21 protein-coding genes are annotated in these 21,433 nt (G+C 61.8%); 14 read left to right on the forward strand and 7 right to left on the reverse strand.

Annotated elements, in window-relative coordinates; genetic code table 11:
• Nucleotides 1–12: 12 nt before the first annotated feature.
• Nucleotides 13–1,446: an ethanolamine permease gene (eat, locus tag NR164_RS19325; RefSeq protein WP_232590919.1), complete on the reverse strand. Its 1,434-nt coding sequence runs from the start codon at nt 1,444–1,446 to the stop codon at nt 13–15.
• 184 nt (nt 1,447–1,630) lie between these two features.
• On the reverse strand, nt 1,631–3,151 hold the full coding sequence (locus tag NR164_RS19335) for an aldehyde dehydrogenase family protein (RefSeq protein WP_017848361.1): 1,521 nt from the start codon (nt 3,149–3,151) through the stop codon (nt 1,631–1,633).
• A 274-nt stretch (nt 3,152–3,425) separates the two neighbouring features.
• Between NR164_RS19335 and NR164_RS19340 the strand changes: the two genes are divergently transcribed.
• From NR164_RS19340 to NR164_RS19360, 5 genes are all read left to right on the forward strand, one after another.
• On the forward strand, nt 3,426–5,351 hold the full coding sequence (locus NR164_RS19340) for a sigma-54-dependent Fis family transcriptional regulator (protein ID WP_177032036.1): 1,926 nt from the start codon (nt 3,426–3,428) through the stop codon (nt 5,349–5,351).
• A gap of 211 nt (nt 5,352–5,562) precedes the next feature.
• Nucleotides 5,563–6,639, forward strand: coding sequence for a hypothetical protein (locus tag NR164_RS19345; protein WP_128191675.1), 1,077 nt, complete (start codon nt 5,563–5,565; stop codon nt 6,637–6,639).
• Nucleotides 6,640–6,848: 209 nt separating this feature from the next.
• On the forward strand, nt 6,849–8,198 hold the full coding sequence (gene mpl / locus NR164_RS19350; RefSeq protein ID WP_017848358.1) for a UDP-N-acetylmuramate:L-alanyl-gamma-D-glutamyl-meso-diaminopimelate ligase: 1,350 nt from the start codon (nt 6,849–6,851) through the stop codon (nt 8,196–8,198).
• Nucleotides 8,195–8,824: a flavin prenyltransferase UbiX gene (ubiX, locus tag NR164_RS19355; RefSeq protein WP_010206807.1), complete on the forward strand. Its 630-nt coding sequence runs from the start codon at nt 8,195–8,197 to the stop codon at nt 8,822–8,824. Before mpl ends, ubiX begins: the two co-directional genes overlap by 4 nt.
• Nucleotides 8,817–9,101 carry a YceK/YidQ family lipoprotein gene (locus NR164_RS19360; RefSeq protein ID WP_017848357.1) on the forward strand — a complete coding sequence of 95 codons (285 nt, stop codon included), beginning with the start codon at nt 8,817–8,819 and terminating at the stop codon, nt 9,099–9,101. The genes ubiX and NR164_RS19360 overlap by 8 nt, the downstream gene beginning before the upstream one ends.
• A 58-nt stretch (nt 9,102–9,159) precedes the next feature.
• Here the strand turns inward: NR164_RS19360 and NR164_RS19365 are convergent, their stop codons facing one another.
• The 3 genes from NR164_RS19365 to NR164_RS19375 form a co-directional block, all read right to left on the reverse strand.
• On the reverse strand, nt 9,160–9,801 hold the full coding sequence (locus NR164_RS19365; protein ID WP_046381921.1) for an oxidoreductase: 642 nt from the start codon (nt 9,799–9,801) through the stop codon (nt 9,160–9,162).
• Nucleotides 9,802–9,831: 30 nt separating this feature from the next.
• Complete coding sequence (locus NR164_RS19370; RefSeq protein ID WP_046381922.1) at nt 9,832–11,550, reverse strand: C13 family peptidase; 1,719 nt, start codon at nt 11,548–11,550, stop codon at nt 9,832–9,834.
• 195 nt (nt 11,551–11,745) lie between these two features.
• Nucleotides 11,746–12,201 carry a MaoC family dehydratase gene (locus NR164_RS19375; protein WP_017848354.1) on the reverse strand — a complete coding sequence of 152 codons (456 nt, stop codon included), beginning with the start codon at nt 12,199–12,201 and terminating at the stop codon, nt 11,746–11,748.
• A gap of 159 nt (nt 12,202–12,360) precedes the next feature.
• On the opposite strand from NR164_RS19375, the gene NR164_RS19380 reads away from it, so the two are divergent.
• The 4 genes from NR164_RS19380 to NR164_RS19395 all read left to right on the forward strand — a co-directional run bounded on the left by NR164_RS19380 (nt 12,361) and on the right by NR164_RS19395 (nt 14,366).
• Nucleotides 12,361–12,723, forward strand: a complete 363-nt coding sequence (locus tag NR164_RS19380) for a CidA/LrgA family protein (RefSeq protein ID WP_017848353.1) — start codon at nt 12,361–12,363, stop codon at nt 12,721–12,723.
• Nucleotides 12,720–13,436 carry an LrgB family protein gene (locus NR164_RS19385; protein WP_017848352.1) on the forward strand — a complete coding sequence of 239 codons (717 nt, stop codon included), beginning with the start codon at nt 12,720–12,722 and terminating at the stop codon, nt 13,434–13,436. Before NR164_RS19380 ends, NR164_RS19385 begins: the two co-directional genes overlap by 4 nt.
• 21 nt (nt 13,437–13,457) lie before the next feature.
• Nucleotides 13,458–14,048, forward strand: coding sequence for an LON peptidase substrate-binding domain-containing protein (locus tag NR164_RS19390; RefSeq protein WP_017848351.1), 591 nt, complete (start codon nt 13,458–13,460; stop codon nt 14,046–14,048).
• Nucleotides 14,049–14,150: 102 nt separating this feature from the next.
• Nucleotides 14,151–14,366: a hypothetical protein gene (locus NR164_RS19395; RefSeq protein WP_026140195.1), complete on the forward strand. Its 216-nt coding sequence runs from the start codon at nt 14,151–14,153 to the stop codon at nt 14,364–14,366.
• Here NR164_RS19395 and NR164_RS19400 read toward each other — a convergent pair.
• Nucleotides 14,360–15,676, reverse strand: coding sequence for a bifunctional DedA family/phosphatase PAP2 family protein (locus NR164_RS19400; protein WP_256823131.1), 1,317 nt, complete (start codon nt 15,674–15,676; stop codon nt 14,360–14,362). The genes NR164_RS19395 and NR164_RS19400 overlap by 7 nt on opposite strands.
• 25 nt (nt 15,677–15,701) lie before the next feature.
• Nucleotides 15,702–16,385: a DNA-3-methyladenine glycosylase gene (locus tag NR164_RS19405; RefSeq protein WP_046381925.1), complete on the reverse strand. Its 684-nt coding sequence runs from the start codon at nt 16,383–16,385 to the stop codon at nt 15,702–15,704.
• A 174-nt stretch (nt 16,386–16,559) separates the two neighbouring features.
• Here NR164_RS19405 and NR164_RS19410 point away from each other — a divergent pair, with 174 nt between their 5' ends.
• From NR164_RS19410 to mrdA, 5 genes are all read left to right on the forward strand, one after another.
• Nucleotides 16,560–17,825, forward strand: coding sequence for a glutamate-5-semialdehyde dehydrogenase (locus tag NR164_RS19410; RefSeq protein WP_256823132.1), 1,266 nt, complete (start codon nt 16,560–16,562; stop codon nt 17,823–17,825).
• Complete coding sequence (nadD, locus tag NR164_RS19415) at nt 17,825–18,469, forward strand: nicotinate-nucleotide adenylyltransferase (RefSeq protein WP_017848346.1); 645 nt, start codon at nt 17,825–17,827, stop codon at nt 18,467–18,469. Before NR164_RS19410 ends, nadD begins: the two co-directional genes overlap by 1 nt.
• A 69-nt stretch (nt 18,470–18,538) precedes the next feature.
• A complete protein-coding gene (gene rsfS, locus NR164_RS19420) occupies nt 18,539–19,033 on the forward strand; it encodes a ribosome silencing factor (protein ID WP_003176298.1) in 495 nt (164 codons plus the stop codon).
• A 9-nt stretch (nt 19,034–19,042) separates the two neighbouring features.
• Nucleotides 19,043–19,510 (forward strand): 23S rRNA (pseudouridine(1915)-N(3))-methyltransferase RlmH, encoded by a 468-nt coding sequence (gene rlmH, locus NR164_RS19425; protein ID WP_003176297.1) that lies wholly within the window; start codon nt 19,043–19,045, stop codon nt 19,508–19,510.
• 15 nt (nt 19,511–19,525) lie between these two features.
• Complete coding sequence (mrdA, locus tag NR164_RS19430; protein WP_046381927.1) at nt 19,526–21,424, forward strand: penicillin-binding protein 2; 1,899 nt, start codon at nt 19,526–19,528, stop codon at nt 21,422–21,424.
• The last annotated feature ends 9 nt before the right edge of the window (nt 21,425–21,433 follow it).

Here is a 21,433-nt window from a genome sequence, read left to right on the forward strand (position 1 = left end):
GGTTTACGGCAGTCAGTGCAAGGCGGCCTCTGCGGCCTGGATCGCCGCGAACTCTTCTTCCGGCGTGCCTGCTACCAAGTGATGCCGGCTGTAGAAAGCAAAGTAAGCAATTAATACTCCATAGATGATTGCAGCGCCAATCACCACTCGCGGGTCGACCAGAAAGCCCGCCACCACGGCCACGCAGGCCAATATCAGGGCCACGCCGGAGGTAAAGATGCCGCCCGGCGTGCGGTACGGACGATCCATTTTGGGGCGACGGATGCGCAGGGTGATGTGCGCGGCCATCATCAGCACGTAGGAAATGGTCGCGCCAAACACCGCCACCAGAATCAGCAGGTCGCCCTGGCCGGTCAGCGACAGGCCGAAACCGATAATGCCGGGGATCACCAGCGCCAGGACCGGCGCCTTGCTTTTGTTGGTCTGGGACAGTTTGCGCGGCAGGTAGCCGGCGCGGGACAAGGCGAAGATCTGTCGCGAATAGGCGTAGATAATCGAGAAAAAGCTGGCGATCAAGCCCGCCAGGCCGACCAGGTTGACGAAGCTGCCCATCCAGGTCGAGCCGCCGTAAGACAGCGCCAACGCTTCAACCAGCGGGTTGCCGGACTTGATCAGCGCGTAGGTGCCAGCGCCGCCCGGTGCAATCACCAGGATCAGCAGGGCAAAACTGGTCAGCACCACAATGGCGCCGATCAGGCCGCGAGGCAGGTCGCGCTTCGGGTTCTTGGTTTCTTCGGCCGCCAGCGGCACGCCTTCTACCGCCAGGAAGAACCAGATCGCATAGGGAATCGCTGCCCACACGCCGACGTAGCCGAATGGCAGGAAGGTGCTGGCGCCCTTGGCGTCGGTCACCGGGATGTCGAGCAGGTTGGCGACGTTGAAGTGCGGCACCATCGACACCAGGAACACGCCCAGTGCAATGGCGGCGACGGCGGTGATGACAAACATCAGCTTCAAGGCTTCACCCACGCCAAAGATATGGATGCCGATGAAGATGATGTAGAACGCCAGGTAAATCATCCAGCCGCCGATACCGAACAACGACTCGCAATAGGCGCCGATGAACACCGCGATGGCGGCGGGGGCGATGGCGTATTCGATCAGGATCGCGGTGCCCGTCAGGAACCCGCCCCAAGGGCCAAAGGCGCTGCGGGCAAAACCGTAGCCACCGCCGGCAGTAGGGATCATGGAAGACAGTTCGGCCAGGGAAAAGCACATGCACAGGTACATGGTGGCCATCAGCAATGTGGCGAGGAACATGCCGCCCCAGCCACCCTGGGCCAGGCCGAAGTTCCAGCCGGCGTAGTCGCCGGAGATCACGTAGGCAACGCCAAGGCCGACCAGCAGCACCCAGCCGGCGGCGCCTTTTTTCAGTTCGCGTTGTTGGAAGTATTGGGAATCGACTTTTTCGAAGTCGACGGAGGATCCAGTGGGTTCGCTAGGCATGGGAAAGTACCTTTCATTCTTATTGTTTTGGTCCCGACAAGTTGTCGCCGGGTAATGTAGGAGCGAGCTTGCTCGCGAAAAACTTCAGAGCACCGCGCAGAGCCAGGCTATCCGCGTAATCGTTGAGGTTCTTCGCGAGCAAGCTCGCTCCTACGGGGGCGGTTATCGCCCCGGCGGTGTTGGGTTAGAAGAAGCCCAATGGATTGATGTCGTAGCTCACCAGCAGGTTCTTGGTCTGCTGGTAGTGATCCAACATCATCTTGTGGGTTTCACGACCGACGCCGGACTTCTTGTAACCGCCAAACGCGGCATGTGCCGGGTACAGGTGGTAGCAGTTGGTCCACACGCGGCCCGCCTTGATCGCCCGGCCCATGCGGTAGGCGCGGTTGATGTCGCGGGTCCACAGGCCGGCGCCGAGGCCGAACTCGGTGTCGTTGGCGATCGCCAGAGCTTCGGCTTCATCCTTGAAGGTGGTAATGCTCACCACCGGGCCGAAGATTTCTTCCTGGAACACCCGCATCTTGTTGGTGCCCTTGAGCAGGGTCGGCTGGATGTAATAGCCGGTGGCCAGATCACCTGTCAGCTTCTCGACCTTGCCGCCGGCCAGCAACTCGGCGCCTTCGCCCTTGGCGATTTCCAGGTACGACAGGATCTTGTCGAACTGCTGCTCGGACGCCTGGGCGCCGACCATGGTGTCGGTGTCCAGCGGGTCGCCACGCTTGATCGACGCGACCTTCTTCATCACCACTTTCATGAAGTCGTCGTAGATCGACTCTTCCACCAGCGCGCGGGATGGGCAGGTACACACTTCGCCCTGGTTGAAGAACGCCAGCACCAAGCCTTCGGCGGCTTTCTCGATGAATTGCGGTTCGGCTTTCATGATGTCGGCGAAGAAGATGTTCGGCGACTTGCCACCCAATTCAACGGTGGACGGAATAATGTTCTCGGCGGCGCAATGCATGATGTGCGCGCCCACCGGGGTAGAGCCGGTGAAGGCGATCTTGGCGATGCGCTTGCTGGTGGCCAGGGCTTCGCCGGCTTCTTTGCCGAAACCGTGGACCACGTTCAGCACGCCCGGCGGCAGCAGGTCGCCGATGACTTCCATCAGCACGTTGATGCCCAGCGGGGTTTGCTCGGCCGGCTTGAGCACCACGCAGTTGCCGGCGGCCAGGGCCGGGGCGAGTTTCCAGGCGGCCATCAGCAGCGGGAAGTTCCACGGGATGATCTGGCCGACCACGCCCAGGGGCTCATGGAAGTGATAGGCGGCGGTGTGTTCGTTGATTTCGGCGCTGCTGCCTTCCTGAGCGCGGATGCAACCGGCGAAGTAGCGGAAGTGGTCGGCGGCCAGCGGGATGTCGGCGTTGAGGGTTTCACGCACGGCCTTGCCGTTGTCCCAGGTTTCGGTGATGGCCAGCAGTTCGAGGTTCTGTTCGATGCGGTCGGCGATCTTCAGCAGCACCAGCGAGCGGTCCTGGGCAGAGGTTTTGCCCCAGGCGTCGGCGGCGGCATGCGCGGCGTCCAGCGCCTTGTCGATGTCTTTGGCGGTGGAACGCGGGAATTCGGCGATGGGCTTGCCGTTGACCGGGGAAGTGTTGGTGAAGTAGTTGCCATCGATCGGCGCCACGAATTCGCCGCCGATGTAGTTGCCGTACTTGGCCTTGAACGAAACGATGGCGCCTTCAGTACCGGGGTGTGCGTAACGCATGGTGGGTATCTCCTGGCTTTTTATGTTTATTGGAGTGCAGCGCGGCAAGCGCTTGATAAAGCGTAGAGCAAAGGTCGGGCCACTGCCTTGCAAGCCAGTTAAATCAGGGGGTTGGCGAGAGCCAAAAAGTGCGGCTGTGCCAGCCTTGGTACAGTCTGTGTGACAGTTTGTGCCATGCACGGTACAACCTGTGACCGGTGGGTCGGCGCGGGATTGCAATGGCCGGGTGGCTGGGGGATGCTGGACGTTCTCACGCAGGGAGAATAATAAGAACATGCATCACGATCATTTCAGTCGCCATGCCCAGCAAGTCTTGACCGTGACCCGTGGGCAAGACCTTTCCCAGGGCCCTGGCAGCGACCCGTCCATCGCCCGCTCCTGGCTGCGTTGCCTGGAGGATTATCACCTCGACCCTGCGCTGAGCATCGCCCCCACCGTGCTCGAACATGGCCGTCTGCTGGAAAGCCGCGAGCGCCTGCAGCAGGTGCTGCACATCGCTGGCGGCGAGATGAACAGCCTGCATCAGCAACTTTCGGGCGCCGGTCACGCCGTGCTGCTCACCGACGCGCGCGGGGTGATCCTCAACTGCGTCACCGCGCCGTCCGAGCGCAAGATTTTCGAGCGCGCCGGGTTGTGGCTCGGCGCCGACTGGAGCGAGGCCTGCGAAGGCACCAATGGCATCGGCACCTGCCTGGTGGAGCGCCAGTCGTTGACCATTCACCGCGATGAGCATTTTCGCGGGCGCCACACCGGGCTGACCTGTTCGGCGAGCCCGGTGTTCGATCCCCATGGTGAGTTGCTGGCGGTGCTGGACGTGTCGTCGGCGCGGGAAGCGGTGTCGCGTCAGAGCCAGTTCCACACCATGGCGCTGGTCAACCTGTCGGCGAAGATGATCGAGAGTTGTTACTTCCTGCGTCACTTTGAACACCACTGGCTGCTGCGTTTTCACTTGCAGGCGGAGTCCGTGGGCTTGTTCAGTGAAGGGCTGCTGGCGTTCGACGGCGAAGGGCGCATTTGCGCAGTCAACCAAAGTGCCCTGAACCTGTTGGGGCAGATGCGTGGTGGCTTGCTGGGGCAGCCTGTGGAAGCGCTTTTCGAATGCACCCTGGATCAACTGCTGGGCCGCGCCAGCGCCAATGCCACAGCGAGTTGGCCGCTGCGGACGCGGGACGGTCGACATCTGTTTGCCGCGTTGCGCGGCCAGCCGCGCAGTGTGCCGGTGCCCGTACAGTCGCAGCCGGTGGTTGCCGCCAAGCCCGAGCGTCTGCTCGGTATCTGCCTGGGCGATTCCGCGTTGCAAAGCGATTTTCGCAAGGCGTTGCGCGTGTTCGAACGTGATGTGCCGCTGCTGGTCAACGGTGAAACCGGTTCCGGCAAAGAGGCCTTCGCCAAGGCCGTACACCAGGCCAGCCAGCGTGCGGACAAGGCTTTTGTTGCGCTCAACTGCGCCGCCATCCCGGAAAGCCTGATCGAAAGCGAACTGTTCGGCTATCGCGGCGGCAGTTTCACCGGTGCCCGCAAGGAAGGCATGCGCGGCAAGCTGCAACAGGCAGATGGGGGCACGTTGTTCCTGGATGAAATCGGCGACATGCCCCTGGCTTTGCAAACCCGGCTCTTGAGGGTGCTGGAGGATCGCCTGGTGGTGCCCATCGGCGGCGAGCCCCAGGCGGTAAACGTTAGAGTCATCAGCGCCACCCACCGTGATTTGTTGCAGCGTGTGCAGGCCGGCAGCTTTCGTGAAGATTTGTACTACCGACTCAATGGCCTCGAAATCGGCTTGCCGCCGTTGCGCGAGCGCAGTGATAAGCCGCAATTGCTGGATTTTCTGCTGGCCCAGGAAGCCGGGGAGCAGACGATAACGCTCGATGCCGGCGCGCGTCAGGCATTGCTGGCGTTCGCCTGGCCGGGCAATGTGCGGCAGTTGCGCACGGTGTTGCGTACCCTGGTTGCACTGTGTGACGGCGCGTTGATCGGTGTCGATGATTTGCCGCCGATGATCCGCCCGGCGTCCTTGACTACGCCTGCTGCGGATGTCCCCCCGCTGTCGCTGCTTGAGGATGCCGAGCGCCTGGCATTGTTGAAGGTCCTGACGCAGCAGCGCTGGCATATGACCCTTGTGGCTGAACGGTTGGGGGTGAGCCGCAATACGTTATATCGAAAGTTACGCAAACATGGCATTGAACTGCGTTCGGCGTTGTAATTCGTAAGTTGTTGTCGAGTGTGTGGGGGCGGTTTTTAATTGTTGGTTGTAGGGGGATTTACTGTTTTTACTTTTGTGGGTTAATTGTTGAAAAAGTATGTCCTGGCTGGCGCGGAAGTAAATGCATGTAATGTTGTTTCGGTGGAACTGAGATAGATATTTTTGTCACCCAGTGAATGCAAGTTTTTATTGACTGACTAAGGTGATGATTATGAATGTTACAGGTGTTCCAACTTATACTACAGTACCGTCCAGTGACGTTTCAGCTGATGTTACTCAAGCTGCCAATAATACTGGATCGACCGGTAACCCGCGCAACGCCGCTTCGGCTACTTGGCAAAATGATCGCTCCGAGCTTACTTATGATGCTGAACGTTTGAACTCGGACACGCAGGTTCGTAGCAAAAGGGGAATTGATTTCGGACGTTTTTTCCGCAGGCCGACGCATAGCACTTCCCGCGTGCCGTCTGGGACGCCCGGTCAATATAATCAGGTTAATAAGGGACCGTTTTTCTCAAACCCACCTTCCACTCATGCATCTAATAAGCCCTTTCGAGATCTGATTAATAACAACCGGTTCGGGGGCTCTACCCTTCCTTCCAGGTCTCACCCCGTTCCCAAGACGTTTGGCGAGGTGGCGCAAAACCTCGTCACTGCCGATCGCCTGGTCAAGGCTGGCGTGTTCAAGACCGGGCCAGATCTGAAAACCGTGACACGGGACGCTTTCGTGAATGCCGCAGTCAACGGCTTGGTCAGTACGCCATTGAGTATTGGTACTTACGCAGGCTCCGTATGGAGTGGCGAGCAGATCAAGGGGGCGTTCAGCGCCAATACCCCCTTACTTCCTCCCGCGCACCAGCCCGCGCCGAGTCAACAGAACGGTGTGGCGGGATCGGCGCCGAGTCCTTCATCGCCGCAAGACCTGGCGTTGCACTTGGACAATGCAGAATTAAAACTGCTCTTGGTCAGTAATACGATCCAGGCCTATACCGAAGGGAGCGAGGGTCAAGCCTTGGATAAAAGCCCCGATTGGCCAACCGAGACAACTGCCCGACTTGATATGTTGGAAAAGCAATACAACACCGTCGAGTCGAACTTGGAATTAATCGCTAAGGAAAATGATTTTATATTCAGGCCCTTTAAAAGTGATACCGCCGCCACCGAGAAAGACCCTGTGCGCCGCCTTGAAACATTGGATCGACGCAATCAGGCTGTTTTAAACCAGATCTCCCGTATCAATACGGTGTTGGAGCCGAAGGGGCCGCCATCCTCGATGCAGTTTGTCTGATGCGGGTTATGCAGGGGAGGCCGTTAATTGACACCCCATAGTGACCCCTCGTATACGCTGAGTCCGGTGCAGTCACGGCGGGTGCCGGCACCGGGCTCAACGACCGCACTGCCGGCCGAATTCAGACGATTGAACTGGCGTGTACCGCTAAAAGAGTGCGATTTCCCCCTCCCTGCGCTAACCTGCCTCGATGTTTTACGAGGTCGACCATGCACATTCATATTCTCGGTATTTGCGGTACTTTCATGGGCTCGATGGCGGTTCTGGCCAAGGAGTTGGGCCACCATGTGACGGGTTCCGATGCCAACGTCTATCCGCCCATGAGTACGCAACTGCAAGCCCAGGGCATCGAATTGACCCAGGGCTATGATCCATCCCAATTCGATCCGGTCCCCGACCTGGTGGTGATCGGCAACGCCATGTCTCGGGGCAACCCGGCGGTCGAATACGTACTGAACAAAGGTTTGCCGTATGTGTCCGGCCCCCAATGGCTGGCCGACCATGTGCTGCAAGGGCGCTGGGTGCTGGCGGTGGCTGGTACGCACGGCAAGACCACCACCAGCAGCATGCTGGCCTGGGTGCTGGAGCACGCGGGCATGAGCCCGGGTTTCCTGATCGGCGGCGTACCGCAGAACTTCTCGGTGTCGGCGCGCCTGGGCGATACGCCGTTCTTCGTGATCGAAGCCGATGAATACGACAGCGCGTTCTTCGACAAACGCTCCAAGTTTGTCCACTACCGCCCGCGCACGGCGATCCTGAATAACCTGGAGTTCGATCACGCGGATATCTTCCCCGATCTGGCGGCCATCGAGCGGCAGTTCCACCATTTGGTACGCACCATCCCGAGTGAGGGCCTGGTGATCCACCCGACCACCGAGCCGGCCTTGCAGCGCGTCATCGACATGGGCTGCTGGACGCCGGTGCAAACCACCGGCGCGGGCGGGCAGTGGCAGGTCAGGTTGCTCAGTGAAGACGGTTCGACATTTGAAGTGCTGTTCGAAGGCGAGGCCCAGGGTGTGGTCGACTGGGACATGACCGGCCAGCACAACGTTGCCAACGCCCTGGTCACCTTGGCGGCGGCACGGCATGTTGGCGTGGTGCCTTCCATGGGCATCGCGGCCCTGAGTGCGTTCAAAAGTGTGAAACGACGCATGGAAAAGGTTGCCGATGTGAATGGGATTACCATCTACGACGACTTTGCCCACCACCCGACGGCGATTGCCACCACCCTTGATGGCCTGCGCAAGCGGGTCGGTGATGCGCCGATCATTGCGATTATCGAACCGCGCTCCAACTCCATGAAGCTCGGCGCGCACCGCGATGGCTTGCCGGAGAGCGTCAATGATGCGGACCAAGTGGTCTGGTACGCACCGGCCAACCTGGGCTGGGACCTGCCCGCCATTGCGGCGCTGTGTCACGTGCCGTCGACGGTCTGCGATTCGATCGAAGGCATCATTGAACACGTCAAGCAACAGGCCACGCCCGGCACCCACGTGGTGGTCATGAGCAACGGCGGCTTCGGCGGCCTGCACGGCAAATTGGCCGAGGCCCTGAAATGAGCGGGCCCGAGCGCGTGACGCTGGCGATGACCGGCGCATCCGGCGCGCCCTATGGCTTGCGCCTGCTCGACTGCCTGGTGCGCGAGGAGCGTGAAGTTCATTTCCTGATCTCCAAGGCCGCGCAACTGGTGATGGCCACCGAGACCGATGTCGCGCTGCCGCCCAAGGTGCAGATGATGCAGGCGTTCCTCACCGAGTACACCGGTGCGGCGGCGGGGCAGATCAAGGTCTACGGTAAAGAGGATTGGATGTCGCCGGTGGCCTCCGGCTCCGGCGCGCCGGCGGCGATGGTGGTGGTGCCGTGTTCCACCGGTACGTTGTCGGCGATTGCCACGGGCGCCTGCAACAATTTGATCGAACGGGCCGCCGATGTGACGTTGAAAGAGCGGCGCCAGCTGATTTTGGTGCCGCGTGAGGCGCCGTATTCGAGCATTCACCTGGAGCACATGCTCAAGTTGTCGAACATGGGCGTGACCATCTTGCCGGCGTCGCCTGGTTTCTATCACCAGCCGCAGACCATCGATGACCTGGTGGATTTTGTGGTGGCGCGGATTCTCAACCTGCTGAACATTCCCCAGGACATGCTCCCGCGTTGGGGTGAGCACCATTTGAGCAGCGATGAATAAGGCGCTGTTGGTGTTACTGGCGTTGCAACTGGCGGGCTGCGCCACCGCGCGCACGCTGGATGCGGCGAAGCCCGGCGCGCCGGTGGTGTACGCCGGCACGCGGCTGGACCTGTATGCGATGAACGGCGGCTGTTGCGCGATGGACCGTTTTGGCGCCGAGGCGCCGAGCTATCCCGGCGTCGACCTGCCAGCCAGCGCGTTGCTCGATACCCTGCTGTTGCCGCTGTCGGTGTTGACGGTGTTGGGGGTAGGGTTCAACGCCACGGGAGGGCTGTGACTCCGCGCTCAGGCCCCATCTGAACCCACATGTTGAGCTGGCAGCTCGGTTGGCGGGTTTATTTACCCAGCTTGCGCAACTCATCCGATTCGACCACACGCACACCATCTTGCTCTTCCAGCGCCAGGCGCCACATGGCGCGTGCCAGTTCGCACACTTCGATGCCGTGGTACTTGCCTGGAATCAGCCGTGACAACGGCCCGGCCAATTGCTCGGCCAGGCGCGGTTCGAGGCGCTCCCCCAGCAACAGCGAAGGCCGCACGATGGTCAGTTGCGGCCAACCCTGGGCTTTCAAGGCGTCTTCCATTTGCCCTTTGATCCGGTTGTAGAAGATCGAGGATTTCGGGTCGGCGCCAATCGCGCTGATGACAATCAGGTGCCGCGCGCCCATTTCCCGTGCGCGCTTGGCAAAGGCCACGACCAGGTCCAGGTCGATCGCGCGAAAGGCTTCCTCGGAGCCGGCTTGCTTGATCGTGGTGCCCAGGCAGCAGAAGGCGATATCGACCTGGCCACGCAGTTGCGGCAGGACCACCGCCGGGTCGCCCACTGGGTTTTCCAGGCGTGGATGTTCGGCCAACGGCTTGCGGCTGGGCGCCAGCACACGGGTCACGGTGGGTTCGTTGAGCAGGCGATCGAGCAGGTGTTCGCCGGTCAGGCCAGAGGCTCCTGCGAGCAAGATATGCTGAGGCGTCAGGTACATGGTGTTTCCCCCTTTGTTACACGTTACAGCTTAGTTGCCTTTAGCTTCCTTGCTATTCATTGAGACGCTTTCGAGCGCCTTTCGTGCTTGCTGCTTGCGTAATAGTTGCCAATGGGCGATCACGCCTTTGGGGGCCCAGATCTGCGGTTCGGAGGCTTCGAAGTTGTCCGCCTGTTCGCGTTCGGTCACGTGCAGTTGCGCCAGCTTGAAGGCTTGCTGCAAGTCGTCGGTCTGGTTGAAGGCTTGGGCGAAAAGGGCATCGCCGAAGTAGGTGAAGTCGGCTTCCTCGGAGCAGCCAAACGACACGCGGTCGGCGCGGGAAGCGGTCATGATCAAGGTGTGCTCGTCTTTCAGCGCGGGAATGAAACCGCCGGAGTAGCACGCGGAAATCACCACGACCTTGTCGCGGTTCTTCAGCGGCGTGAGTACTGCGGCGAGCTCATCGGCCGGCAGGTCGGCCAGCTCCATGCGCGGCTGGTCGAGCACCAGTTCGCTTTCGTGGGTGCCGTGGCTGGTCAGGTAGATAAACACCAGGTCCTCCGGCCCGCTGCGTTCGGCCAGGGTCTGCACCGCACGGCGCAGGCTTTCGCGGGTAGCCAGCGGGCGGTCGGCGATATGGTCGCGGTGGTTGACCAGGCGAATCTGCCCGCGCGCACCGAAGCGGCTGGCGAGCATATTGCTGACGTAATCGGCTTCGCGCAGGAACACGCTCTGTTTGCCGTCGCCCGCGAGTACCAGGGTGTACAGTTCCACGGCGGGGGTCGAAGGAGGCACGGCGGCGAGGGCAGCATCGAGCAGGCGGCCCTGGGCCAGCACGCCGATTTCCAACGGGTCGGGCAACAGCTTGCCGTCGGCGTCGCGCACGCGCATGCCGTTGACCCAGGTGCCGGCTTGCACGGTGCCGTCGGCGAGCACCAGGGTGCCGCGGCCCTGGTAGTTGTCGCTGTCGAAACCGCCGATATAGAAGCTGCCGTCGGTGAGGTTCAGGCGGCCTTCGCCGCTGAAGCGCCAATCGCTGAACTGGCCAATGTAGTGGCTGCCATCGATGCCGATCAACTCGCCCTTGCCGCTGAGGGCGCCTTCCTTGAACTGGCCGATCCACACGTCGCCGTCGGCGTTTTCGTAGCGACCCTTGCCGTTCAATTGGTTCTGTTTGAACTGGCCGACGTAGATGTCGCCGTCAGCGCTGTTGAAGGTGCCGTTGCCTTCCAACTGGCCATCGACGAAGTGGCCGCTGAACTGGTTGCCGCTGTCGTCGTTGCGCTGGCCTTCGCCGTTGGGCTTGCCGTGGGCGAACTGGCCCTGGTATTGGCTGCCGTCAGCCAGCTCCAGGCGCCCGAGGCCGGAATACTGGTCGTCCTTGAATTCGCCGCGATAGGTCATTTGCCCCTCTTTGAGGGTGCCTTCGCCGTTGCGCCGGCCTTGCTTGAAGCCACCGACGTAGTGGCTGCCCGCAGTGGTCAGGCTGCCCTGGCCGTCAAACAGGCCTTGCTGGAACTGGCCTTTATAGACTTCGCCGTTGCTGCCATGCCATTCGCCCTGGCCGTGCCACTGGCCTTTGTCGAACTGGCCGGCGTACCAACTGCCGTTGGGGTAGTCCACGCGGCCCTGGCCTTGCAGCAAGCCATTGACCACATCACCCCGGTAACGGCCGCCGTCGGGCAGGCGCGCATCGGGCGGCAACAGCGATTCGCCGTCTCCGCAAGCGGTGAGCAACAGGACAAGGGCAAGGGGAGCGAGTGGGCGCATAGCGGGATCCGGATAATTGAGCGCCGAGTATGCCGCAGCGAAGGAGCCATACCTAGTGGTCTGTTGGGGAATGATGACCTGTAGGAGCCGGCTTGCCGGCGAAGGTGGTCAACGAAAACGCGAGCATTCAGGGGGAATGTGGCGTCTGGGGGCTTTTCGCTGGCAAGCCAGCTCCTACAGGGAGGAAGGAGGCGGTTATACGAAGCAGAGCGACAGCGACTCGGCAATGTAAGCGGGTTTCTCCTGGCCTTCGATTTCCAGGGTGGCGGTGGCCTTGAACAGCCATTGGCCGGGTTTTTTCTCGGTGACGTCGGTGAGGGTCACGTTCAGGCGGACCTTGGAGTTGACCTTCACCGGCTGGATAAAGCGCACGCTGTCCAAGCCATAGTTGACCGCCATTTTCAGGCCTTCGGGCATGATCAGGATGTCTTCCATCAACTTGGGCATCAGCGACAGCGACAGGAAACCGTGGGCGATGGTGCTGCCGAACGGGGTTTGCGCGGCCTTGACCGGGTCGACGTGGATGAACTGATGGTCGCCAGTGGCTTCTGCGAACAGGTTGATGCGGGCCTGGTCGATGGTGAGCCAGTCGGAACGTCCCAGTTCCTTGCCGACATAATCTTTGAGCTGCGCTACGGGTACATAGGGCATTGCGTCTCTCCTTGGTTCATCGGTTTTTATTGATGTGCGAGAACCATGTTAGATCATCATGGGCAACCAGCCCGGTCAACCCACCATGCTTATGGCGAATGCCGGAGCATAGCGCGGGCATGCTTATAATGCGGGTCGGTCTTGAGGGGGGAAGGACGGATGCTATTACGCGGTCTGACATGGCTGGTGCTGTTTCAATTGATCGGCACGGCGATCAACCATTTGCTGCTGCCGGTGTTGCCGGGGCCGATCATCGGTCTGCTGCTGATGCTGGGTTACCTGGTGTGGCGCGGCGAAGTCGGCGAGCCGCTGAGCCTGGCGGCCAGCAGCCTGCTGCGTTACTTGCCCTTGCTGCTGGTGCCGCCGGCGGTCGGGGTGATGGTGTATGCCAAGGACATCGCCGCAGACTTCTGGGCCATCGTCGGCGCCTTGGTGTTGTCGCTGGTGATCGCCATGGGGTTCGTCGGCGTGCTGATGCAAAAACTGGTCAAGCGCCAGGCGCAGCAGGAGGAGCAATCATGACCTTCGACTGGCAAGGCGCGTGGGCGGCGGTGATTCATCATCCGCTGTTCGGCATCGGCATCACCCTCGGCGCCTATCAACTGGTGCTCGCGGGCTTCGAGAAAACCCGCTGGATCTTCCTGCAGCCGGTGCTGGTGTCCATGCTGCTGGTGATCGGCGTGCTGCTCACCTGTGGCCTGAGCTACGCCGAGTACCGCAAGAGCACCGAGATCATGAGCATCCTGCTGGGCCCGGCGACCGTGGCCCTGGCGGTGCCGCTCTATCTGAACCTGCGCCGGATTCGTCAATTGTTCTGGCCGATTTTTACTACGCTGGTGATAGGTGGTGTGTTGGCCACCGGCCTGTGTGTGTTGCTGGGCTGGTGGTTCGGTGCCGAACACAGGATGTTGATGACCATGGCACCCAAGTCGGTGACCTCGCCGATTGCCATGCTGGTGGCCGAGCAGATCGGCGGCGTGGCCGCGTTGGCCGCGGTGTTCGTGCTGATCACCGGCGTGATCGGGGCGATGATCGGCCCGGCGTACTTGTCGCGCCTGGGCGTCCACAGCCCCGAGGCGCGCGGTATGGCGCTGGGCATGACCGCTCACGCCGTCGGCACGTCGGTGGCCCTGCAGGAAAGCGAAGAGTGCGGCGCCTTTGCGGCGCTGGCCATGAGTCTGATGGGCGTGGCGACGGCGGTGTTCCTGCCGCTGGCCGTGTCGGTGATTGTTTGAACCAGGGTTAAGGAAACCTTTATGAGTCTGGCGCTGTTCCCGCTCAACACCGTGCTGTTCCCTGGCTGCACCCTCGATCTGCAATTGTTCGAGGCGCGCTACCTGGACATGATCAGCCGCTGCATGAAAAAGGGCGAAAGTTTCGGCGTGGTGTGCATCTTCGACGGCAAAGAGGTGGGCGCGGCCCCGGATGGCTACGCGCTGATCGGCTGTGAAGCGCTGATTCGCGACTTCAAGCAGCAGGATAACGGCCTGCTGGGCATTCGCGTCGAGGGCGGGCGGCGCTTCCGTGTCCGCGATGCCGAGGTGCAGAAGGACCAGTTGCTGGTGGCCGAGGTGCAATGGCTGGAAGAGCGGCCGGACCACGCGCTGGAAGAGGCGGACGCCGACCTGCAGGCCTTGCTCCAGGCCCTGGCCGAACACCCGATGGTGGCCTCGCTGGACATGGGCGCCGATGCCGACGGCCAGCAGGCCCTGGGCAATCAATTGGCGTATTTGCTGCCGTTCACCGAGGCCGACAAGATCGACCTGCTGCAGCTCGACGATCCGCAACAACGGCTGGATGCGATCCAGAGGCTGCTGGATGAACTGCAAGGTGAACTGTTCACCTGATCTTCAGAATTGTCTGGTGCTGCTTTCAGACATTTCTGCGTTGCTCCCATCGCGCGGGCTGAAATAGTTTCCGATCACACAACCACTGATCAGGGGATGAACATGATTCGGCTAGCGCAATCGGAGCAGGCGGCCTGGGACGCTTTTTTTGTCAGCATTACCTCACAACTGCTCGCGCAGGATGCACAGCGCGGCCCGGAATACATCGCCGAGCGTGCCGCAGAAATTGCCGATGAAATGCTGCTGGAGCGGCGCGAACGTTGCGTTGAGCGCCGAACCGCGCCAATCGATTGGATCGGCCCGGCCAAGGGTCAGTAGGCATACTTGAACAGGGCCTGCGAGGTGTCGCTGAAGGCGATGAAACCGAGCACCGCCACCAGGGCAGGCAATACCAGCCACCAGGCTTTCTGCGACATCGGCGGCAGCGGGCTGCGGTATTGGATTGCGCCCAGGCTCAATGCACACACGCTCATCGCCAGCAACATTCCGGCGAGGATGTCGGTGGGCCAGTGGACGCCCAAGTAAACCCGCGACAACGCGATGAATGCCGCAGGGATGCAGCCCAGCAGCAGCCAGGTCAGGCGCAGGCGCGTGGGCTGCCCGCGCCCGGCCAATACGGCTAACGCCAGGAAAAACGCGAATGCGCCGGAGGAGTGGCCGCTGGGCATGCTGAAGCTGCTCAGTGGGTCGGTGAGGATTTCCGGGCGACCGCGGGCAAAAAACAGCTTGGTGGCGGTATTGATCACTGCGGCCATGCCCAGCGTGATGCCGACAAACAGCGCGTGGCGCCATTGGCGTGCGAGTAACAACAGGCCGGTGAACAGGGCGCTGGCGACAAACATATTCTTGAACTCGCCCAGTTGGGTGAGCCTCACCATGGTCTCGTCCAGCCAGGCGCTGCGATGCTCCTGCACCAGGGCGCTCAGCCCCTGGTCGAAGTCGTTGAGGTGCGGGTAGCCGATAAACAGGGCGATCAACAGGGTCAGGCTGGCGCAACCTATCCACCCTGTGGCGCGGCGATGGCCGCGCAGGCTGCTGTTCAAGCTCAGCCCCAGCAACACCGCCAGGCATGCCGCGACAATTCCCGCCTCGGGCCAGAACCCCGCCGGCAATGGCAGGCGGAAAGCCGCGCCGGTCGCCCAGCCCGGCAGCAGGTACGCGACTGTCCAACCGGCCGCCGCGAGAATGCTGACCAGGGCAAAGCGTGGGAACGGCATGTCGCACATGCCAGCCACCATCGGCAGCATGGGGCGCAACGGGCCGATGAAACGTCCGACCAGCAGGCTGGCGATGCCGTACTTGTGGAAGTAGGTCTCGGCGCCGTTCATCCATTCAGGGTGATGCCGCAGGCCGGGCAGGCGCCGGATGTTCTGGTGGAAATGGCGTCCAAGGAAGTAGGACACCCCATCGCCCACCAGGCCGCCGAGAAAACCCAGCAGCAGGGTTTCACTCAACGACAGCGCACCGTTGCCGGCCAGCACGGCAATGGCGAACAGCAGCACGGTGCCGGGCACGATCAAGCCGGCAATGGCCAGGCATTCCACGCACGCCACGATAAATACCGCGGCCGCCAGCCATTGGGGGTTCAGGGTCAGCCAGCCGGTGATACTATCGAGCCATTGGCCCATGTTTCTTCACTCCCTCGTCACCGTTTCAAATCAAAAAATAGTCGCGGCCTTCGACCTGGCCCCGGCGCAGCGGGTTCCGCGTGCAATAAGGCGCATAGCCTGCATCGACGAAGCGGTACATCAAGTGTTCGTCCCGGCCGCCGGGAATGCCCAGGCGGGTGGTCTGGATAATGTGCGTCGGCACCTGGCCGACGTCTTCTACATAGAGCCGCTCCTGGTCGAAGCGCTTGGCATCCCACATCGGCACTTTCAGGCCCAGCGCCTTGCACAATAAGGTCTGGCCGGCGCAGAGCTTCTGCGAGGCGCGCGGCCTGCCATTGGCGTCCGGGTTGTTCAGCAGCATCTGCGCCAAACTGGCCGGGCCGGAGGTCTCATCGACCCAGGGATAGGCGGATTTGATCAATACTGCATTGCCCGGGCCCTGGGCGCTGAAGTTCAGCGAATCGCCGCCACGGGCGTAGTACATATAGATATGACCGCCATCCAGAAACAAAGCCTTACGCTTTTCTGTGTAGCCCAGTGAGGCATGGCTGCCTTTTTCGGCCACGTAATACGCTTCGGTTTCAATAATCCGCGCCGAAAGCCAGAGATCGCCGACCCGATGACGAATGATTTTGCCGAGCAATTCCCGCGCAAGCAGTTGTGCATCGCGGTCGAAGAAGCGGTCGGGCAGGGCGCTGGCGGGGAGTTGGGGGGTGAAACTCGACATGGCCTTCAGGGTTAATACGGCTAAATGTGACGGAATAATAACAACTCCTACCTTAATTACGGCTGAACCCCAGGTTTTTACAGTTCATTTCGACCATCCGCCCCTCACCGCTGTCAGTCGGGCGGCGTCACAGCTATAATCTGCCGCTTTCCTCTTTGCCAAGACTCCCTGACCATGACTGAGTCCGTTCTTGACTACATGACCCGCCTGGGTCGCGCTGCCCGTCAGGCCTCGCGGTTGATCGCCCGTGCGAGCACCGCGCAGAAAAACCGTGCCTTGCTGGCCGCCGCCGATGCTCTGGATGCTTCGCGCTCCGAGTTGACCGCCGCCAACGAACTGGACCTGGCCAACGGCCGCGCCAATGGCCTGGAACCGGCGTTGCTCGACCGCCTGGCGCTGACCCCGGCGCGTATCGACGACATGATCGAAGGCCTGCGTCAGGTGGCCAAGCTGCCTGACCCCATCGGTGAAATCCGCGATATGCGTTACCTGCCGTCCGGCATTCAGGTCGGCAAGATGCGCGTGCCCCTGGGCGTGATCGGCATCATCTATGAGTCGCGCCCGAACGTGACCATCGACGCCGCGAGCCTGTGCCTCAAGTCTGGCAACGCCACCATCCTGCGCGGCGGTTCCGAGGCGATCCACTCCAACCGTGCGATTGCCACCTGCATCCAGCAGGGCCTGGCCGTAGCCGAATTGCCGGCCGAAGTGGTGCAAGTGGTGGAAACCACCGACCGCGCCGCCGTCGGCGCGCTGATCACCATGCCGGAATTCGTCGACGTGATCGTGCCGCGCGGTGGCAAGAGCCTGATCGAACGCGTCAGCCGTGATGCCAAGGTGCCAGTGATCAAGCACCTGGACGGCGTCTGCCACGTTTACATCGACATTGCCGCTGACATCGACAAGGCGATCCGCATCGCCGACAACGCCAAGACCCACCGTTACGCGCCGTGCAACACCATGGAAACCCTGCTGGTACACGCCGGCATTGCCGATCGCGTGCTGCCGCCGCTGGCTGCCATCTACCGCGACAAGGGCGTTGAGCTGCGCGGTTGCGAGCGCACCCGTGCGCTGCTCGGCGCGGACGTGATCGAAGCCACCGAGCAAGACTGGTACACCGAGTACACGGCGCCGATCCTGTCGATCCGCATCGTCGACGACCTGGATCAGGCCATCGAGCACATCAACAAATACGGCTCCAAGCACACCGATGCCATTGTTACCGAGCATTTCAGCGATGCCCGGCGTTTCCTCACCGAAGTGGACTCCGCTTCGGTGATGGTCAACGCCTCGACGCGTTTTGCCGACGGCTTCGAGTATGGCCTGGGCGCGGAGATCGGTATCTCCACCGACAAGCTCCACGCACGTGGCCCGGTTGGCCTGGAAGGCCTGACCAGCGAGAAGTACGTAGTGTTCGGCGACGGGCATGTGCGCGCTTGATGGGTAAACGCATCGGGTTGCTCGGCGGCACCTTTGACCCCGTGCATATCGGCCATTTGCGCAGTGCCCTGGAAGTCGCGGATGCCCTCGCGCTGGATGAATTGCGCCTGACCCCCAATGCCCGGCCGCCGCACCGCGATACGCCGCAGGTGTCAGCGCAGCAGCGCCTGGAAATGGTGCGCCTTGCCGTAGCTGGCATACCGCCGCTGGTGGTGGACGACCGCGAGCTCAAGCGCGATAAACCGTCCTACACTGTCGACACCCTGGAACTGATGCGTGCCGAGTTGGCCGCGGACGACCAGTTGTTTCTGCTTTTGGGCTGGGACGCATTTTGCGGCCTGCCCTCTTGGCATCGCTGGGAGGAACTCCTCCAGCATTGCCACATCCTGGTTTTGCAACGCCCGGATGCCGACAGCGAACCGCCGGATGCCTTGCGCAACCTGCTGGCCGCGCGGTCGGTAAGTGACCCCTTGGCCCTGACCGGGCCGAACGGGAATATTGCATTCGTCTGGCAGACCCCGCTTGCGGTGTCCGCCACCCAGATCCGTCAACTGCTGGCCAGCGGGAAGTCGGTACGTTTCCTGGTGCCTGACGCGGTCCTGGCCTACATCGATGCGCACGGGCTTTACCGTGCGTCGAACTGAAAAGGCGCGCTTGAACGCACGAACAGTCGTGCAGCGAGCGCCCGAACATACGAGCAAAACGAGTTTTATATGACGAACAAAGACGTAAGCAAAGTTAAGCGCAAAGGCACCTTCAAGAGCGCGCCACTGCCGGTTGAAGCCCACGTTGGCCCGGAACTGGCTGGCGAAGAACTGGTGAAAGTCGCCGTGGCGGCCCTGGAAGACGTCAAAGCCCAGGACATCCAGGTGCTGGACGTGCGCGACAAGCAGAGCATCACCGACTTCATGATCATCGCCACCGGTACCTCCAACCGCCAGATCGGCGCGATGCTCGACAAAGTGCGCGAAGCCGTCAAAGCGCAGGGCGTGAAGCCGCTGGGTGAAGAAGGCAAGGGCGACAGCGACTGGGTGCTGCTGGACATGGACGACGTGATCGTTCACATGATGACCTCCAACGCCCGTCAGTTCTACGACCTGGAGCGTCTGTGGAAAGGCGCCGAACAGAGCCGTGCGGCTGATGGCAAGCACCACAGCCCGGAAGTGGGCCACGCGCACTTCGACAAGCTCAACAAAGACCAGGAATAAGGAACGGCTGTGCGCCTGCGTCTGATCGCTGTCGGTTCACGCATGCCCAAGTGGGTGGAAGAAGGCTGGCATGAATATGCCAAGCGTCTGCCCGCCGAGCTGTCGCTTGAGCTGGTGGAAATTCCGCTCAATACCCGGGGCAAGAACGCCGACGTGGCGCGCTTTATCCGTCAGGAAGGCGAAGCCATGCTGGCCAAGGTCGGTCCCAACGAGCGCATCGTCACCCTCGAAGTCCACGGCAAGCCCTGGAGCACCGAGCAATTGGCGGTGGAACTGGATCGCTGGCGCCTGGACTCGCGCACCGTCAACTTCATGGTCGGCGGCCCCGAGGGGCTGGCGCCGGAAGTCTGCGCGCGGGCGGACCAACGCTGGTCGCTGTCGGCGCTGACGTTGCCGCACCCGTTGGTAAGGATCCTGATCGGTGAACAGCTGTATCGCGCCTGGACAGTTCTGTCCGGGCACCCTTACCACAAATAGTCTGCGCCCCTCCCGATGACTCAGCCGATCCGCATCAAGGACCACGAGAAAGACGCACGTCTGGTGCGCTCGCGCGTGGTTTTTGGCGCGATCATGGTGGTGACGTTGATCGGGGTGTTGATCGCGCGCCTGTATTTCCTGCAGGTGATCCAGTACGACTATCACTCCACTCTGTCGGAAAACAACCGGGTGCATGTGCAGCCGATTCCGCCGACCCGTGGCCTGATTTTCGACCGCAACGGCGTGGTGGTCGCGGATAACCGGCCCAGCTTCAGCCTGAGCATGACCCGCGAACGCTCCGGCGACTGGCAGCAGGTCCTCGATGTGATCGTCGACGTGCTGCAACTGACCCCGGAAGACCGGGCGATCTTCGAAAAGCGCATGAAACAGGGGCGTCGGCCGTTCGAGCCGGTGCCGATCCTGTTCGAGCTGACCGAAGAGCAGATCGCCCGGATCGCGGTGAACCAGTTCCGCCTGCCGGGCGTGGAAGTGGTGGCGCAGTTGGTGCGGCATTACCCGCAAGGGCCGCACTTCGCGCACTCCGTCGGTTATATGGGGCGGATCAACGAGAAAGAGCTGAAAAGCCTCGATCCGGTCAATTACAGCGGCACCCACCATATCGGCAAGACCGGCATCGAGCGTTTCTACGAGCCCGAGCTGCACGGCCAGGTGGGTTACGAAGAGGTCGAGACCAACGCCCGCGGCCGCGTGTTGCGGGTGCTCAAGCGTACCGATCCGGTGCCGGGCAAGGACATTGTGCTGAGCCTGGACATCAAGTTGCAGGAAGCGGCCGAGATGGCCCTGGGCGGGCGCCGTGGCGCGGTGGTGGCGCTGGACCCGAGTACCGGCGAAGTCCTGGCCATGGTCAGCCAGCCCAGTTTCGACCCCAACCTGTTCGTGACCGGGATCAGCTTCAAGGCCTACGCCGAGCTGCGCGATTCCATCGACCGGCCGCTGTTCAACCGGGTGTTGCGCGGCCTGTATCCGCCGGGTTCGACGATCAAGCCGGCGGTAGCGATTGCCGGCCTGGACGCGGGCGTGGTCACGGCGTCGAGTCGCGTGTTCGACCCCGGCTACTACATGCTGCCTAATTACGATCACAAATACCGTAACTGGAACCGCACCGGTGACGGCTATGTCGACCTGGACACCGCGATCATGCGGTCCAACGACACCTATTTTTACGACCTGGCCCACAAGCTGGGGATCGATCGCCTGTCGGCCTACATGGGCAAGTTCGGGTTGGGTCAGAAAGTCTCCCTGGACATGTTCGAAGAATCCCCAGGCCTGATGCCGTCGCGCGAATGGAAGCGTGCCACCCGCCGCCAGGCGTGGTTCCCCGGCGAGACTCTGATCCTCGGCATCGGCCAGGGCTATATGCAGGCGACACCGCTGCAACTGGCCCAGGCCACGGCGTTGGTGGCCAACAAAGGCATCTGGAACCGTCCGCACCTGGCCCGCACCATCGAAGGCGAAAAGCCGGTGGATGAAAACCCGATCCCGGACATTGTGCTGCGTGACCCGTCGGACTGGACCAAGGTCAACCACGGCATGCAGCAGGTGATGCACGGCGCCCGGGGCACGGCGCGCAAGGCGGCGATCGGCGCGCAATATCGCATTGCCGGCAAGAGCGGTACGGCCCAGGTGGTCGCGATCAAGCAAGGCGAAAAATATGATCGTTCCAAAGTCCAGGAGCGCCACCGCGACCACGCCCTGTTTGTCGGCTTCGCTCCGGCGGACGACCCGAAGATCGTGGTCGCCGTGATGGTCGAGAACGGCGAGTCCGGTTCGGGCGTCGCCGCGCCGGTGGTCCGTCAAGTGATGGATGCCTGGCTGTTGACCGACGACGGCAAGCTCAAGCCCGAATATGGCGGCCCCCCTTCAAGCACCGAGGTTACGGCCAGTGAAGAGTAATTTTGACCG

Source organism: Pseudomonas sp. Pse79 (genome assembly GCF_024519615.1).
GTDB classification, from domain to species: Bacteria; Pseudomonadota; Gammaproteobacteria; order Pseudomonadales; family Pseudomonadaceae; genus Aquipseudomonas; species Aquipseudomonas veronii.